The organism is Streptomyces misionensis (genome assembly GCF_007896895.1).
GTDB classification, from domain to species: Bacteria; Actinomycetota; Actinomycetes; order Streptomycetales; family Streptomycetaceae; genus Streptomyces; species Streptomyces misionensis_A.
Window position 1 is genome coordinate 122,713 of sequence record NZ_VOGW01000177.1, and the last position, 16,145, is coordinate 138,857.

General features: G+C 72.6%; 13 protein-coding genes, 1 tRNA gene and 1 pseudogene. 6 read left to right on the forward strand and 9 right to left on the reverse strand.

Annotated features, from left to right (window positions below):
- Positions 1-640: SelB domain-containing protein (locus FRZ03_RS29820; RefSeq protein WP_186785691.1), on the forward strand; the 640-nt coding region annotated here is incomplete at its 5' end.
- Between the two features lie 4 nt (positions 641-644).
- Here the strand turns inward: FRZ03_RS29820 and FRZ03_RS39480 are convergent.
- Positions 645-737: transfer RNA gene (locus FRZ03_RS39480), tRNA-Sec, on the reverse strand.
- Between the two features lie 34 nt (positions 738-771).
- On the opposite strand from FRZ03_RS39480, the gene selD reads away from it, so the two are divergent.
- The 4 genes from selD (at position 772) to FRZ03_RS29840 (ending at position 4,717) form a co-directional block, all read left to right on the forward strand.
- Positions 772-1,788 carry a selenide, water dikinase SelD gene (gene selD / locus FRZ03_RS29825; protein ID WP_146468193.1) on the forward strand — a complete coding sequence of 339 codons (1,017 nt, stop codon included), beginning with the start codon at positions 772-774 and terminating at the stop codon, positions 1,786-1,788.
- A gap of 340 nt (positions 1,789-2,128) precedes the next feature.
- On the forward strand, positions 2,129-2,716 hold the full coding sequence (locus FRZ03_RS29830; RefSeq protein WP_146468194.1) for a hypothetical protein: 588 nt from the start codon (positions 2,129-2,131) through the stop codon (positions 2,714-2,716).
- Between the two features lie 91 nt (positions 2,717-2,807).
- Positions 2,808-4,031 (forward strand): sensor histidine kinase, encoded by a 1,224-nt coding sequence (locus FRZ03_RS29835; RefSeq protein WP_146468195.1) that lies wholly within the window; start codon positions 2,808-2,810, stop codon positions 4,029-4,031.
- 17 nt (positions 4,032-4,048) lie between these two features.
- Complete coding sequence (locus tag FRZ03_RS29840) at positions 4,049-4,717, forward strand: response regulator transcription factor (protein WP_315902674.1); 669 nt, start codon at positions 4,049-4,051, stop codon at positions 4,715-4,717.
- 85 nt (positions 4,718-4,802) lie between these two features.
- Here the strand turns inward: FRZ03_RS29840 and FRZ03_RS29845 are convergent.
- The 6 genes and pseudogenes from FRZ03_RS29845 to FRZ03_RS29880 form a co-directional block, all read right to left on the reverse strand.
- Positions 4,803-5,295 (reverse strand): annotated as a pseudogene (locus FRZ03_RS29845) (transposase); the annotation flags it as partial.
- Positions 5,296-5,481: 186 nt separating this feature from the next.
- Positions 5,482-8,742 carry a formate dehydrogenase gene (gene fdh, locus FRZ03_RS29855; protein WP_186785692.1) on the reverse strand — a complete coding sequence of 1,087 codons (3,261 nt, stop codon included), beginning with the start codon at positions 8,740-8,742 and terminating at the stop codon, positions 5,482-5,484.
- 440 nt (positions 8,743-9,182) lie between these two features.
- Positions 9,183-10,457, reverse strand: a complete 1,275-nt coding sequence (locus FRZ03_RS29865) for a COG4705 family protein (RefSeq protein WP_146468199.1) — start codon at positions 10,455-10,457, stop codon at positions 9,183-9,185.
- 38 nt (positions 10,458-10,495) lie between these two features.
- Positions 10,496-11,764: a sensor histidine kinase gene (locus FRZ03_RS29870; RefSeq protein WP_146468200.1), complete on the reverse strand. Its 1,269-nt coding sequence runs from the start codon at positions 11,762-11,764 to the stop codon at positions 10,496-10,498.
- The gene (locus FRZ03_RS29875) at positions 11,755-12,408 is read right to left on the reverse strand and encodes a response regulator transcription factor (RefSeq protein WP_146468201.1); all 654 of its coding nucleotides are present in this window, start codon (positions 12,406-12,408) and stop codon (positions 11,755-11,757) included. Before FRZ03_RS29875 ends, FRZ03_RS29870 begins: the two co-directional genes overlap by 10 nt.
- 396 nt (positions 12,409-12,804) lie before the next feature.
- Positions 12,805-13,671 carry a class I SAM-dependent methyltransferase gene (locus FRZ03_RS29880; RefSeq protein ID WP_146468202.1) on the reverse strand — a complete coding sequence of 289 codons (867 nt, stop codon included), beginning with the start codon at positions 13,669-13,671 and terminating at the stop codon, positions 12,805-12,807.
- A 117-nt stretch (positions 13,672-13,788) separates the two neighbouring features.
- On the opposite strand from FRZ03_RS29880, the gene FRZ03_RS29885 reads away from it, so the two are divergent.
- On the forward strand, positions 13,789-14,376 hold the full coding sequence (locus FRZ03_RS29885; protein WP_146468203.1) for a TetR/AcrR family transcriptional regulator: 588 nt from the start codon (positions 13,789-13,791) through the stop codon (positions 14,374-14,376).
- A gap of 28 nt (positions 14,377-14,404) precedes the next feature.
- Here the strand turns inward: FRZ03_RS29885 and nrfD are convergent, their stop codons facing one another.
- Positions 14,405-15,466 carry an NrfD/PsrC family molybdoenzyme membrane anchor subunit gene (gene nrfD / locus FRZ03_RS29890; RefSeq protein ID WP_186785693.1) on the reverse strand — a complete coding sequence of 354 codons (1,062 nt, stop codon included), beginning with the start codon at positions 15,464-15,466 and terminating at the stop codon, positions 14,405-14,407.
- A gap of 61 nt (positions 15,467-15,527) precedes the next feature.
- The coding region (locus FRZ03_RS29895) for a 4Fe-4S dicluster domain-containing protein (protein ID WP_146468204.1) at positions 15,528-16,145 on the reverse strand (618 nt) is incomplete at its 5' end.

The following is a 16,145-nucleotide window of genomic DNA, read 5'->3' on the forward strand; positions in this document are numbered from 1 at the left end:
GCGATGGCTGCCGGACGGGTGGCTCGGGGGCGATGCGCGCGGGCGGCTGGCCGCCGACGGCGCCGGGCGGGCGGGGGCCAACCCCTGGGGCCCGGGCCGGCCCACCGAGGCGGGGCGGCGGCTCCGCGGCCTGCCCGACCGAGCCCTCGTCGACGCGCTGGCCGAGGCGTCCCCCCGGCTCCGGGTCGAGAACGGCCGACTGTACGGCCCCGACGCACCCGGTCTGCCCGCCCCCGTCCGCGCCGCCGTGGACGCCGTACGCCGCGACTTGGCCCGGACGCCGTTCCGCGCGCCCGAGGCCGGACGGCTCGAAGAACTGGGGCTCGACCGCAGGGCATTGGCCGCCGCCGTCACCGCCGGGGCCCTGCTGCGCATCGCCGACGGCATCGTCCTGCTGCCCGGAGCGGACGCCGGGGCCGCCGCCGTCCTGCGCACCCTGCCCCAGCCCTTCACCCTCAGTGAGGCCCGTCGCGCCCTCGACACCACCCGCCGGGTGGCCGTACCGCTGCTGGAGTTCCTGGACAGCCGGGGCCTCACGGAACGCGTCGACGACCAGCACCGACGCTGCCGCACCGGGCCGCCGGCCGAGGGCGGCCGCGAGCGCGCGGCGTTTGGCCGCGAGAGCGATCGGTACAGGTAGAAGACGGAGGCGGACGGGAATCGAACCCGCCTGCCCGAGATCCTCGGGCACCTCGGTTTTGAAGACCGGGAGGGCCACCAGGCACCCACACGCCTCCACCGCTCGTCAGGCTAGTGCCCCAGGAGACCGGAATGACACCGACCCGCCAAGCGACCGTCCGACTCACGCAGTTCGCCCACGGGGGCGGCTGCGCCTGCAAGATCCCGCCCGGTGAGCTGGAGGACGTGGTCGGCGGGCTGACCGTGCCGCGGCTCGTCGGCGGTGACACCCCGCTGCTGGTCGGCCTCTCCACCGGCGACGACGCGGCCGTGGTCACCCTGCCCGGCCGCCCGGACACGGCCATGGTGTGCACGGCCGACTTCTTCACCCCGGTGGTGGACGACCCCTACGACTGGGGGCGCATCGCCGCCGCCAACGCGCTGTCCGACGTGTACGCGATGGGCGGCCGGCCGGTGCTTGCCGTCAACCTGCTGGCCTGGCCGCGCGACCGGCTCCCCTTCGACCTGGCCCGCGAGGTGCTGCGCGGCGGACTCGACATCGCCACCGAGGCCGGCTGCCACGTCGGCGGCGGGCACAGCGTGGACGATCCGGAGCCCAAGTACGGCATGGCCGTCACCGGCGTCGCCGACCCCGGGCGGCTGCTGCGCAACGACACCGGCCGGCCCGGGACGCCGCTGTCGCTGACCAAGCCGCTCGGCCTCGGCGTGCTCAACAACCGGCACAAGGTCACCGGCGAGCGGTTCGAACAGGCCGTCGCCACCATGACGGCCCTGAACCGGGAGGCGTCCGAGGCCGCGCTGGCCGCCGGGGCCACCTGCGCCACCGATGTCACCGGGTTCGGCTTCCTCGGCCATCTGCACAAGCTCGCCAAGGCCTCCGGGGTGAGCGCCGTGATCGACACCGCCGCCGTGCCGTATCTGGACGGCGCCCGAGAGGCCGTCCGCGACGGCTTCGTCAGCGGCGGCACCCGGCGCAACCTCGAATGGGTCGCCCCGCACACCGAGTTCGGCACCACCGACGCCGACACCCGGCTGCTGCTCGCCGACGCCCAGACCTCCGGCGGGCTGCTGGTCGCCGGGGAGATCCCCGGGGCACCGGTGGTGGGGGAGCTGGTACCCCGCGGCTCCCACACCGTCGTGCTCCGCTAGTGCTGTGACCAGGAAGGTTCACCGGGTTGGCGGTCAGTGGTATGGCGAGCGTGGTGCCTGGGTGGTGCTTGAACGGAAGGGGATCTTGAGGGCTTTGGTCCTGTTTAAGGGTGGCGGTTATCACTGATCGTCAGGCAGGAGGGGAACATGCGTCAGGAGTGGGAGCCCGAGGATCTGATCGAGGTCTGGACACAAACGCGATGACCGGATGAATCGATGCCACAGGCGGCCATCGCCAGAGGGGGTGGACCGCGCTCTCCACCCCCCGTCCTCGCGCCCCCACCCGGTGACCAGCCCGCAGGCCGATGGCAGGACCGGGCATCGCGGCGAGGGTGGGGGCATGGCAGCGAACATCGTGATCATGCAGCTGGTGATCCTGGCCGTAGTGCTCGAATCCGATCTCGGCCGCCGCAAGATCGGCTGGTTCCGGGTGGGACGGCCGATCATCGGCGTCGCCCTCATCGTGCCGTTCTTCTTCACCTCGCTGCCCACCGGCGGCAACGACCTGCTGCTGCAAGGCGTCAGCGCGCTGGCCGGGGCAGCGCTCGGACTGTTCTCGGTCTGCCCGCTGCTGGTGTCCGTCGACTACCACCCGGATTGGCGATGGCGCTGGCCGCGCACCTCGCCCACCCCGGGCAGACCCGCTGCGGTCAGCCGCTCCGGGGCTGGTTACGCGGCGGTCTGGATCGCCGTGACCGCCGCCCGGCTCGGCTTCGCCTACGGCGCCCAGCACGTCTTTCCATTGGGGCTCGGCGTGTTCATGGCCACCCACCACCTGAGTGGCACCGCTCTGGCGAACGGCTTCATCTTCCTGTCCGTGAGCATGAGCCTGTTCCGCAGTCTGGGGCTGTGGGCGCGAGGCCGCGCGTGCCGGGCCCAGGCCGTCCCGGTCGTGGGCGCCGCGCGTACGATGGGCGTTGCACGGTGATCCTCACACCGCTGCTCACCCTGATCATCCGCACTGTCCGCGCGCTTCGGGCACGCTCTTCAGACACGTCGTCCTGGGATAATCAGGACCGATGAGTATCACCAGTAGATTCAGCCCGGCCGCGGACCATCCCGGGATCGGGCTGAGCGGCATGATCCCCGACCCGCGGGCGCGTGCCGCGGCCATGCTGGTGGGGCTGGGCGTGTCGGTCTGGATCAACGTCGCCACGTTCCCCGCCGACCCGGGGGTCGTGGTGCCCGTCGCCCTGGCCGTCGCCGCGCTGGCCTGGCTCGTCCTGATCGCCGGCACCCTGCTGACCGCCGGTGCCCGGGGTGCGCACGTGGCCGCGGTCTCCGCGGTGATGTGTGCGGCCGGGGCGGTGCTCGCGGTCACCGACGCCAATGGGCTGATCTTCACCGGCGTGGCGGCGAGCCTGGCCGCCGTCGCGTTCGATCCGGTCGCCGCCCTCGTGCTGTCCACCGCCGGTCCCGTCGCCTACTGCCTCGCGGCGATCCCCCACGAGCCGTTTCCCGGGCGCCTGTTGAGCACCGCCGCCGTGGCCCTCGCCGGACTGGTGGCCGGTGCGAGCCGACGCGAGACCGACCAGCGTGCCCGGCACAGCACGCTGGTCGCCACGGAACGCCGGCGTACCGAGCTCGCCCGGGCCGAGGCGGAACTCGCCGGTGAACGCAACCGTCTCGGCCGCGAGCTCCACGACGTGCTCGCCCACACCCTCGGCGCCCTGTCGATCCAGCTCACCGCGATCGACACCCTCGCCCGCACCGACGCACCGCGCGAGAAGCTCATCACACAGATCGAGCTCGGCCACGAGCTGGTCGGCACGGGCCTGGACGAGGCACGCCAAGCCGTCCGCGCACTGCGCGGCGAGGCCACGCCGCTGGCCGCGCAGCTCGAACGGCTCTGCGAACTCCACCAGGCAGCACTCGAACTGGACGGTAGCCGGCAGGAGCTGGACGCCGACACCACGCTCGCGCTCTACCGCCTCGCCCAGGAAGCACTGACCAACGCCGCCAGACATGCCCCCGGTGCGCGCGTGAGCGTGCGCATCGGCTTCGGCCCCAGGGCCGTGACCGTACAGGTCAGCAATAGCAGACCCGCCCCGGCCCCGGACGCACCCGCGGCACTGCACGCGAGCGGCGGCGGGTTCGGGCTCCAGGGCATGAGGGAACGCGTCGAGCAGGCGGGCGGCGATCTCCAGGCCGGCCCCACGTCCGACGGTGGATGGCGGGTCGCCGCACGCATCCCCTACCGACGGGGCAACCTGGGCAACCGCAGCGACGGGAGCGACCGATGAGCCCAACACCCATCTCTGTGATCATCGCGGACGACCATCGGGTCGTCCGCGAGGGCCTGGCCACCATCCTCGGCGCCTTCGACGGGGTGCACATCGCAGGATTGGCCGCGGACGGCGCGCAGGCCGTCGATCTCGCCGCCCGGCACGAGGCCGACGTGGTCCTGATGGACCTTCACATGCCCGGCACCGACGGCGTCGAGGCCACGCGCCGACTCAGGACCGAGCGTCCGGCCACGGCCGTCGTGGTCCTCACCACCTATACCGACGACGACTCCATCCTCGCCGCACTCGAAGCCGGCGCCACCGGCTACCTGACCAAGAACGCCTCCGCCGCGGACATCCACCGCGCCATCGAGGCCGCCGCCTGCGGCCACGCCATGCTCGACCCGATCGCCGCAGCCCGACTGATCCACGCAAGCCGCCGCACCGACCCAGGCCACACCGCGAAGAACGCAGCCCTCCCCGACGGCCTCACTGAACGCGAGGCCCAGGTGCTCGGCCTGGTCGCGCAGGGCCTGTCCAACGCGGAGATCGCCGCCAGGCTGTACCTGAGCCGCTCCACGGTGAAGACCCATATCCATCAGATCTTCGCCAAGACCGGCAGCCGCGACCGCCCGCAGGCCATTGTGTACGCACACCGGCATGGGATCCGCGCCGAGGAGGATCCAGCCCAGCGGAACGGGTGACGGGCCGGGCCCTTCAGAGCTTCAAGACCAACTCATCGCCCCCTACGGCAGCCTCGCCCGTCCAAGACACAGTTCGCCGGGTTCTTCAGGCCGCGGTGGCGAGGGGGCGCCCGCCCCAGCGGATGCCCTTCTCGCTGCGGAGGCGGGCAGGTTCGCGACGCTGGGTGGCGAGGACCTCGGGGTGGCGGGCGTTGGCGTTGCGCCAGCGCAGATACGCGTGCAGGGCTTGGGTCTGCGCGGTGTGGTTGCGGTGGTTGGAGTTGGCGACGGTGAACTGCCGCAACGGCCCGAGGTGTGGCTCAAGTCGGGTTGGCCCACGACGCGTAGGTCGGCGTGAAGCACAGCTCGACCCGGCTCCTCTTCGCCCAGCGCCGGATCGTCTCGCCCTTGTGCGCAGACAGGTTGTCCAGGATCACGTAGATCGGAGCGCCGTCGGGGCGGGCCCCTCGGGTCGACCTCAGCGCGGCCAGGGTGTTCGCGGCGCCCTTCTTCCTGCGGTTGACGCCCCACAACTTGTCGTCGCCGACCGAATAGCAGCCGTGGAAGTAGCGCACCCCGTGCGGGCGGTGATAGGTCGCGAGGGTGCCGCTCAGGAAATCTGCTGCAGCTTCTGCCCCTCCTGATCGGACAACCTGCGCACACGAACAGGCTCAGCCACCGCACTCCCGACAGTCGGATCGAACGACACGCCGTATCCAACCGCTCCGACCACCAACCCGGTGAACCTTCCTGGTCACAGCACCAGCGCCGGCCCGCGCGAGGGCCTACGGCTCCGTGCCCGTGTGCTCGTCGATGCCCGCCCGGGCCCGGTAGGCCCGCACCAGCTCCAGGGACGCCGGGCCGCGCGGCCGGCGGCCCGGGCGGATGTCCACCGCGATCGCCTTGGCCTCCTGGATATGGGTGTTCGGGTCCAGGGCGAGGTGCAGCAGCTCGTTCGCCGCGTCGCCGGTGGTGTAGCCGTTGGGGCCCCAGTGGTACGGCAGCCCCACCTGGTGCAGCCGCCGGCCGTGCACGGTCAGCGGGGCCATCCGGTCGGTCACCAGCACCCGCGCCTCGATCACCCCGCGGGCGCTGACGATCGTCGCCCAGCCGGTGTGCTCCAGGCTCCGCTCGTCGGCCAGCTCCGGGGAGACCTCGCAGAAGAACTCCGGTTGCAGCTCGGCCAGATACGGCTGCCAGCGGGACATGCCGCCCGCCGTGTGGTGCTCGGTGAGCCGGTAGGTCGTCGCCACGTACGGGTAGACCTGCGAGCCACGATCGTCGCCGCTCGGCTGGTAGCGGTTGTCCGGCAGCGTCGGCATCAGCTGCCGCACCGGGTTGCGCTGCTGGTCGTAGAGCAGGTTCGGGAACGGCGAGTCCTGGGGCTCGTAGTGCGTGGGCAGCGGCCCGTCGGTGAGCCCGGACGGCACGTACAGCCACGCCTTGCCGTCGGCCTGCATGATGAACGCGTCCCGGCCGGTGAGCGCCGCGGGCCCCCTCGCCTCCTCGTCAGGTTCGTAGCCGGGCGCCTTGTCCTTCTTGAAGTCGGGCACGTCGTGCCCCGACCACTCGCCCCGCTCCGGGGCCCACCACACCAGTGCCTTCCGCTCGCTCCACGGGCGGCCCTCGGGGTCGGCGGAGGCGCGGTTGTACAGGATGCGGCGGTTGGCGGGCCACGCCCACGCCCACTCGGCGGCCACCCAGTCCTGCTCCCGGCCGGGCTTGCGGCGGGCGGCCTGGTTGACGCCGTCGGCGCGCACCCCGCAGTAGATCCAGCAGCCGCAGGTGGTCGAGCCGTCGGGCTTCAGCTGCTCGTACGAGGAGAGCGGATCGCCCTGCGCGTCATAGCCGTTGATCTCCGCGAGCACGGCCTCCGCGTCCGGTTCGGTCAGCGGGCCCTTCGTCGGGTAGTCCCAGGCGAGGTCCAGCACCGGCCGGTCCATCTCGTCGGTCGATCCGGCGAGCTTCTCCCGGATGATCCGCCCCAGATGGAACGTGAACCACAGTTCGCTGCGCGACTCACCGGGCGGCTCGATCGCCTGGTGGTGCCACTGCAGCAGCCGCTGGGTGTTGGTGAAGCTGCCGTCCTTCTCGGTGTGCGCCGCGGCCGGCATGAAGAACACCTCGGTGCGGATGTCCTCCGTGCGCATCTCCCCGGTCTCGATCTCCGGCCCGTCCTTCCACCAGGTCGCCGACTCGATCAGGGAGAAGTCGCGCACGACCAGCCAGTCCAGATTGGCCATGCCGAGCCGCATCAGCTTGGAGTTGGCGTTGCCCACCGCCGGGTTCTCGCCCAGCAGGAAGTAGCCCTTGCAGGTGCCCTCCAGCTGGGCCATCGTCGTCTCGTACGTCGAGTGCGAACCGGTCAGCCGCGGCAGGTAGTCGAAGCAGAAGTCGTTCTCCTGCGTGGCCTTGTCTCCCCAGTACGCCTTGAGCAGGCTCACCAGGTACGCGCGCATGTTGCCCCAGTAGCCCTTGTGCGCCGCCTCCGCCTCGACGAAGGCGTCCAGGTCCTGGTTCTGGTGCGCGTGCGGCATCGGGATGTAGCCCGGCAGCAGGTTGAACAGGGTCGGGATGTCCGTCGAGCCCTGGATGGAGGCGTGCCCGCGCAGCGCGAGGATGCCGCCGCCCGGCCGGCCGATGTTGCCCAGCAGCAGTTGCAGGATGCAGGCCGTGCGGATGTACTGCACGCCCACCGTGTGCTGCGTCCAGCCCACCGCGTACGCGAAGGCCGTCGTCCGGTCCCGCCCGGAGTTCTCCGTGACCAGCTCGCACACCTGACGGAACAGATCCTGCGGCACCCCGCACACCTGCTCCACCATCTCCGGCGTGTAGCGGGAGAAGTGCCGCTTGAGCACCTGGAAGACACAGCGCGGATGCGTCAGCGTCTCGTCCCGCTCGGGTTCGCCCTCGCCGATCACCGCGCCACCGGAGCCGTGCGCCTCGCCGCGCGCCGCCTCGGTCACCGACGCACCGGCGCCGGTGCGCTCGTCGTACTCCTGGTCGCGCTCGCCCGAGGCGGCCTGCACCTGTGTGCCCTCGTACTGCCAGCTGGTGTTGTCGTACGAGCGGGTCTCGCCGTTCAGACCCGAGAAGACACCGGCCAGGTCCTCGGTGTCACAGAAGTCCTCCCGCAGGATCACCGGCGCGTTGGTGTACGCCAGGATGTAGTCGCGGAAGTACTTGTCGTGCTCCAGCACGTACCGGACGATCCCGCCGAGGAACGCGATGTCCGAGCCCGCGCGCAGCGGCACGTGCAGATCGGCGAGCGCGCTGGTGCGGGTGAACCGCGGGTCGACGTGGATCACCTTGGCGCCCCGCGCCTTGGCCTCCATCACCCACTGGAACCCGACCGGATGGCACTCGGCCATGTTCGAGCCCTCGATGACGATGCAGTCCGAGTTCTGCAGGTCCTGCTGGAAGGTGGTCGCGCCGCCGCGTCCGAACGAGGTTCCCAGACTGGGAACGGTGGAGGAGTGTCAAACGCGCGCCTGGTTCTCGATCTGGATCGCGCCGAGCGCCGTGAACAACTTCTTGATCAGGTAGTTCTCTTCGTTGTCCAGCGTGGCCCCGCCGAGGCTCGCGAAGCCCATGGTGCGCCGGGTGCGGGTCTGGTCGACCTCCCACTCCCAGCCCGCCCGGCGGGCCGCGATCACCCGGTCGGCGATCATGTCCATCGCGGTGTCGAGGTCGAGGCGCTCCCAGTCGGTGCCGTGCGGGCGCCGGTAGAGCACCTCGTGGCGGCGGGCCTCACCCGTGGTCAGCTGGAGGCTCGCCGAGCCCTTGGGGCACAGCCGGCCGCGCGACACGGGGGAGTCGGGGTCGCCCTCGATCTGGGTGACCTTCTCGTCCTGGACGTACACGTTCTGGCCGCAGCCCACCGCGCAGTACGGGCAGACCGACTTCACCACCCGGTCGGCAGAGGCCACCCGGGGCGTGAGCCGCTCGCTGCGACCGCTCTTGGCGGCGGCACCCCGGCCCAGTGGGTCCGTCCCGGTGAGCTGGCGGTACACCGGCCATGAGTCGATCCACGTTCGTACGCCCACGGCCACTCCTCCCACTCGTGTCCCGATTGTCCCGTGGCACCGCCGCTGCGGCATCTTCTGCGGCGCCGGGGTACCCCCGCGGGCCGGGGGCAAACCGTGCGGCGGGCGCACTCCCCGCGGCCCGGTGCGGATGGCTCCCGCAGGCGCACATCCGGTGAGGGAGGCGGACCGCTCCGCAGGTGGGAGGCCGCCGCCGTGGGGCATCCCGCCGGGGTGGTGTGTTTCGCACCGAGCGGCCTCGCGCCGCCCACCTCGGCGCCCTGGCCGCCTTCGCCGTCTTCCTGGTGGCCTGGACCGGCCGACGCCAACCGGCCGGCCACCGTGCCACGCGAGTCTGCGGGCGTGCCGCGGCTGCCACAGGCGGCCCCGGCCGCATCGCGGTGTCCGCGGGACACCGAGCCTGCCCGGCCGGGTGGGCCGGCCGGGCGCTGTGCGGTCGGTCAGCCCATGTCCGTCAGGAGGGCGTTCAGTTCCTTCTCCTGCTGCGCGGGCGACATCGGCGGGTTCGAGTGATCGATGCCGAAGGTCTTGAGCACCTTGTCCATCTGGGCGTCGATGGAGGTCCAGCCGGTCTGGTCCAGCGGCTGCAGCGACGCCTGGTCGGCGTCCCACAGATCACGCAGCTTCTGGGCGGCCGCGTGCGCGCCGGTCGCGTTCCCCGAGCGTGCGTCCTTGAGCGAGGTGGAGGCAAGGGTCCGCAGCGCGGAGACCTTCGTGGGCGGGAACTTCTTCACGGCCTGGCCGGGAGCCATCTGGACGGCGGAGGTGTTGTCCTCCTCCGGTGCCGGGCCGACGTGCGGCTGGCCGTGGGCCCAGACCAGCAGGCCCGCGGTGGCGACGGCGAGCAGTCCGAAGCCGGCCAGCGCGGTGCGCTCCTTGCGCGGGTCGCCGGTGGCCGCCGCCGCGTGGGTCGCCTCGTGGGTCTCGGTCACGTCCGAGCGCGTCACCGTCAGGTAGGCCACCGTCGCCAGGATCAGGCCGAGGAAGATCAGGCTGGTGGTGAACGTGCCCAGATCGAGACCGGTGGGGTCGCCCGGGTTCTGGGCGACCTTGGGGGAGGCCAGCCAGTCGCCGATGTTCGCACCCAGCGGGCGGGTCAGGATGTAGGCGAGCCAGAAGGACAGCACCGGGTTCGCGCCGAACTTCCACAGCGCCGTGATCGCCGCGATGAGGCCGAGCGGCAGCAGGACCGAGACTCCCGGGCTCCAGCCGGTGAGTTCGAGGGTCCAGTCGCCGGTCGCGGTGCCGAGCGCGAAGGTGACGAGAACGGCGAGCCAGTAGAACGACTCCCGCGGCAGCGTGGTGACCGAGTGGATCGACAGCGTGCGCTCACGCAGCCACCAGACACCGAAGACCACCGCGAGCAGTACGGAGAAGACCGCGGAACTGATCCACAGCGGCACGTTGAGCTGGTCGGTCAGGATGTCGGTGTACAGGGTGCCCGTGACGCTGACAACGACCACGGTCAGCCAGTAGGGGAACGGGACGTATCGCTTCAGCCGCAGCTGGACGGCCAGGACCACCACGAACACCGCGGTGAAGATCCAGGCCGTGTTCACCAGGCCGACGCCCAGCTTCATGTTGATCCAGTCGGCGAAGCTCTCACCGACGGTCGTGCACAAGATCTTGATCACCCAGAACCAGACGGTGACCTCGGGAACCTTGTTGAGCATGAGACGCCCGCTGCGCGTGCGTGCTTCCGTAGTCGTTGTCATGCGGGGAGGTTTGCGCGGGGAACCTGCACATAACCTGACTACGCGGTCGCACGGGCGGCCGGGAGCGTCACCTCGACGTGACCGCGGCCGTCCGCGATCGCGCGGACCTCCACACCGGCCGAGGCGGCGATGCGCCGGACCACCGGCAACCCCAGCCCGTACCCGTCGCCGTCGGTCACCCCCGCTTCGAAGACCCGGTCGACGTCCGCGGGATCGAATCCGGGGCCGTCGTCCAGGACATCGACCACGACGGCCTCGCCCTGGTCGCGGGCGGTGATCCACACCCGGGACTTCGCATGCCGCAGGCCGTTGTCCAGCAGGGGTGACAGCAGCGAGACGGCGACGTCGGCCGCCACGGCGACCTCGACCTTCGCGGGGAAGGCGACCTCGACCGCGCGGCCGGCGATCGCCTGCCGTGCGGCGGAGCGCAGATCGCACCGGGTCCCCTTGTCCGACCGTGCGCGTGCGGCGCGCAGAAGCGTCGTGATCGCCGCATCGAGACGGTCGACCTCGCCCAGCACGGCCTCCGGCGGCACCGGCCCGCCCGACAGCTGCGCCAGCTGCGCCTCGGCCCGCAGGACGGTGAGCGGTGTCCGCAGCTCGTGGGCGATCTCATCGGTGAGCCGGCGCTCGTCCGCCAGCGCGTTGTCGACGCGCTCCAGGAGACGGTCGAGGGTCCGCCCCAGTTCCCCGAACTCGTCGCGGGGGACGCCGAGGTCGAAGCGGCGCCCGGGTTCGTGATGGCCCCAGTCGTCGGCGAGGGCGGCCATCTCGTGCACGACCCGCAGAGCGCGGCGCACCACGAGGTGTGCGACACCGCCGGCGAGGACGATCGTGAGGCCGCCCAGCATCAGGGACAGGGCCAGGCTGCGCTGCTCGGACGTCTCGTAGGGCGTGAGGTCCACCCGGACGATCACCATGACGTGATGGCCGTCGATCGGGACCTGCCGCGCGTACAGGAGGTAATCGCCGACCGACGCGGTCTGCGATCGCCCGGAGCCCGCCAGCTCCTCGACGCGATCGACCAGGCTCGGCGGGACGTTTCCATCGATCAGGCGGCCGTCGGCGTACACCCAGGCGACCTCGTCCAGCGCCTCGCTGCTGTTCTCCGTCAGTACGACACGGCCGCCTTGGGCGGTGACGTTCGCCGCGACCGCCTCGGCGCGGGTACGGGCCAGATCGTGCGCGTCGGCGTCCGTCACCCGGCTCAGCAGCACGTGCGAGACGACGACCAGGATCGCGACCACGGCGGTGGCGATCAGCACAGTGAGCGCGACGACCCGCTTACGGAATCCCGTCACTGCCATCGGTAGCCCACGCCGCGGACGGTCGCCAGCCGCCCGGCCACCCCCAGCGGACCGAGCTTGGCCCGCAGCCGGCGCACATAGGAGTCGAGGGTGTTGTCGTTGACCTGCGCTCCGTGCGGCCAGCCGGCAGCGACGAGGGCGTGGCGGCGTACCACGTCGCCCTGCGAGGCGATCAGGCGGCCCAGCAGCCGGAACTCGGTCGGGGTCAGGCTCATGCTCACCGAATCGTAGGTCACCACGTGCTTCGCCGGATCGAGGACGACCTCGCGCGGTGCGGGCGCCACGGTGGCCCGGCGCAGCAGCGCCCGGACGCGGACCAGCAGTTCCGGGATGTCGAAGGGTTTGGTCATGTAGTCGTCGGCGCCGGCCTCGAAGCCGCCCACCTTGTGGTGCAGGCCGTCCAGGGCGGTGAGCATCAGCACCGGCGCGTCGACGCCGCGAGCCCGCAGGGCCAGGCAGACGTCGCGGCCGTCGGCGTCCGGGAGCCCGAGATCCAGGATGACCAGACGGGGCGCGGGCGCGAGCTGCCGCAGCAGGCTGTCGGCCGTGGCGGCGACGGAGACGGTGTGGCCGTCGTGCTCCAGGGCGCGCTTCAGGACACCGCGGACCGCCGCGTCGTCTTCACACACCACGATGAAAGCCACGTGCAGACCCTAGATACTCCCGTCCCGGTTCTCCATCTGCCCTGGTCAACGGCCTGAAGGCCGGGTGCGACCGAGGACTGGGCGCGGTTCCGGCGGGCGATGGTGCCGCCGGCGCGGCGGGGAACCAGGTCCCGGTGATCGCGAACGGGTGCGCGGAGTTCTGCGGGCATGGTCCTCGGCGTGTTCGCGCTGCTGATGCGCAGCCGGCTCGCCCGGCCCGACGAGACCTCCCTCGCCGCGGCTCCTACGATCAGCCGGTCACCGTGCACGGCTCCGGCATGATCTACATGGTCAGGACGCCGTTCGCCCTCGGCATGGGCGTTCGCCTGGTGCACTCGGCACACCGCGCCGCCGTCCCCCCGGCCGTGCGACCCCGGCCGGGGACGGACCGGCCGCTCACCTCGCGCCCGCCGGGTGGTCCGGGCGGCCCGCCGTGACCAGCCAGGACGTGCTGGGCAGCCGGACCGTGCCGTCGTCCGCCTCATGGGCGCGCAGCCGGTCCGTCAGGGCGCGGCGGGCGCGGTCCTGTTCCGCCGCGCCGGCCTGTGCCATCAGATGGCGGCCGGGGCCCGTGCCGAGCATGAACTCCGCGGCGTCCTCGGCCCCGTGGCCCCAGGTCTCGTGTGCCCGCACCCGGTCGACGGCCACCCCCGTGAAGCCGGCCGCGGCGAGGACGGCGCGGATGCGGTCCGGGGCGGCCAGGGAGAACATGCCGGGCAGCCCCGGGGTGCCGAAGCCGCCGAGCGGCAGGACGTCGCGCAGCGAGGCCAGCGCCGCCGCCCCGCCGCTGAGCGAGACGTCGGCCGGGCAGACGAACGCCAGGCGCGCGCCGGGGCGCAGCGCGCGGCCGATGTTGCCGAACGCCGCCACCGGGTCGGCGAAGAACATCACCCCGTAGCGGCTGATCGCCGCGTCGAAGGCGCCCGGCTCGAAGGGGTGCACCTGCGCGTCGCCCTGGGCGAAGGAGACGTTGGCGATGCCCTCCCGCCGTGCGCGGGCCCGGGCCTCGGCCAGCATCGGGCCGGACAGGTCGAGGCCCAGCGCGCCGCCCCGGGGCGCGCGGAGCGCGGCGAGCCGCGTGGTGCCTCCGGCGCCGCAGCCGACGTCGAGGACCCGGTGGGTCGAGGAGATCGCGGCGGCGTCGAGCAACGGCTCGTCGAAGCCCTCGTTCACGGCGTTCCAGCGGTCCTGGTGGCGCGCCCAGTGCACGCCCTCCGGACCGTTCCACGCCTTTTCCTGCGGAGAGTTGACGATGTCCGGCACGGGTGCCTCCTGTGGGCGACGGAGAATGGGCGCTTGCCCAAACAGTATGGGCACCCGCCCATACTGGCAATCCCCGATACCATCCAGGGACTTGACGCCAGGACGGAGGGCAGGGCCATGGCACCGCGTGGAGTTGCGACGCCGGACGTGCGCGAGCGGCTGTTCGCGGCCGCCGAGCGCGTCGTGGAACGGGCCGGTCCCGGCGCGCTCACCAGCCGTTCCGTCACCACCGAGGCCGGCTGCGCCAAGGGGCTGCTGCACGCGCACTTCGCCGGGTTCGACGAGTTCGTGGCCGAACTCTGCCTCGACCGGTTCGCGCGGACGGCGGCGCGGGCGCGGGCGCTGCCGGGGCTCGCCGGGCAGGGCACGGTGACGGGCAACCTCGACGCCGTCGTCCTCGCCCTGTTCGACTCCGGCGGCCCCGCCCTGTCGGGCCTGGCGATGACCCGCCCCGCCGCCATGGCGCGCGTCCGCGCGGCCCTGGAGGGCGGGGCGCCGGGCTTCGCCGCGGTCCAGGAGGCCGTCACCGGCTATCTGACGGCCGAGCAGGAACTCGGCCGGGTGGCGGAGTCCGTCGATCCGGGCACCGCGGCCCTCGCGATCGTCGGCACCGCCCACCATCTGCTCATGACCGGCTGGCCCGGCACCCCCGACCCGCGGCCCGCGATGAGCCGCCTGGTGGCCGCGCTGGTGCAGGGCCCGTGACCGCGCTGGTGGAGGGGCCCGTGACCGCTCAGCCGCCCTTCGCCGCCAGCCTCTCCCGCTGCGGCACCACCGTGTACCGGGGGTCCTCCGCCGACGCCACCCCCGCCTCGAAGACACCGAAGCGCAGCGCAGCCGAGCCGGTGAGCAGGGCGGTGCCCGCGGCCAGGGCGAGACGGCGGTCGGGCACGCGGGCGCACAGGAGCGCGAGGGCCGCGCCGCCCGCGGTGAGCGCCTCCGCCGCGCGCAGGAGCACCCGCGGCCTGCCCTGGGCGAAGGGCTCGGCGGTCAGGCCCATGCGGCGTTTCATCAGCCGGAACGCGCCCAGCTCCAGCGCGGCGCCGAGCACCGCCGTCCGGCGGGCCGGACCGGCCTGCGCGGTCGGGGCGGCGACCAGGCCGAGGCCGGACGCGGCGCTCGCCGCGGAGCCCGCGAAGACGAACGGCAGTTCACGGTAGCCCTCGTGCCAGGACGGCACCGCCGTGTCCGCGATCAGGACGGCCGTGTACGTCGCCACGCCGGATCCGAGGACGGCCGCCACCGCGGTGGCGGCCGCGCCCACCGGCCGCAAGCGGTCCGCCACCTCCGCGGCGGCCGACCCCAGCAGCCGTTGGCGGCCCGCCACTTCGACGGCCGCGGCGACCATGGTCAGCGGCGCGTACCCCACCAGCAGCCAGGAGCCCACGCTCATCGGCGAGGTCGGCTTGAACACCCGCAGCATGTTCAGGAAGCGGGCCGGCCGGCCCAGGTCGTGCACCAGGGCGGCGAGCGAGAGGGAGATCGCGCCGGCCGCGCCGACCTTCGCCGGTACCGCGAGCCCCGGCCGGCCGGTGGCCTGGGCGCCCGCCGCCAGCAGCGAGGACGCGCCGGCCAGACCGCCGACGTACAGGTACCCGGCGATGTCCAGCGCCTTCCACGTCGGCTTGTTCAGCACGGGTTTGCCGTAGTACGAGGAGAACGACGCCTCCGGCACCATCGGCTGCTCGCCCCGCCCGCGCCGGCGCCGCCGGCGCCCCGCGTACGCGCCGGTCGGCGCCTCCCGGCCGGACCGCGAACCCTTCTCGCCGCCCCGGGTGACATCCCTTTCGCTCATCGCACGCTCCTCGCAGAACCGGCGCGGTCCGATCGCCCGCTCCTCGCACCACCGACCGACCTCACCGTGGCCTCCGTACCCGACCGCCCGCGAAACCGCCCACCGCGAGCCCCATCAGCGTCACCGCCGCCAGCGCCGCGTGCCGCCACATGTCCGGCAGGTCCCGGGTGGTGACCACGGGGTCCGGGGGCAGCCCGTAGACCTCGGGCTCGTCCAGCAGCAGGAAGAACGCGCCGTCTCCGCCGACCCCGTCGTCCGGGCTCTCGCCGTACAGGCGCGCGTCGGTCACCCCGGCCGCGTGCAGCTGCGCCACCCGGCCCCGCGCGCGCTCCCGCAGTTCGTCCAGCGGGCCGAACTGGATCGAGTCCGTCGGGCAGGCCTTGGCGCAGGCGGGTTCCATACCGGCGCCCAGCCGGTCGTAGCACAGGGTGCACTTCCACACCCGGCCGTCGTCCTTGCGCTGGTCGATCACGCCGTACGGACAGGCGGGCACGCAGTAGCCGCAGCCGTTGCAGATGTCCTCCTGCACGACGACCGTGCCGAACTCGGTGCGGAACAGCGAACCGGTGGGGCACACGTCCAGACAGGCCGCGTGCGTGCAGTGCTTGCACACGTCCGAGGCCATCAGCCAGCGCAGCTCGGTACGGCCGTCGGGGGAGAGGGGGGAGATCTCTCCGGC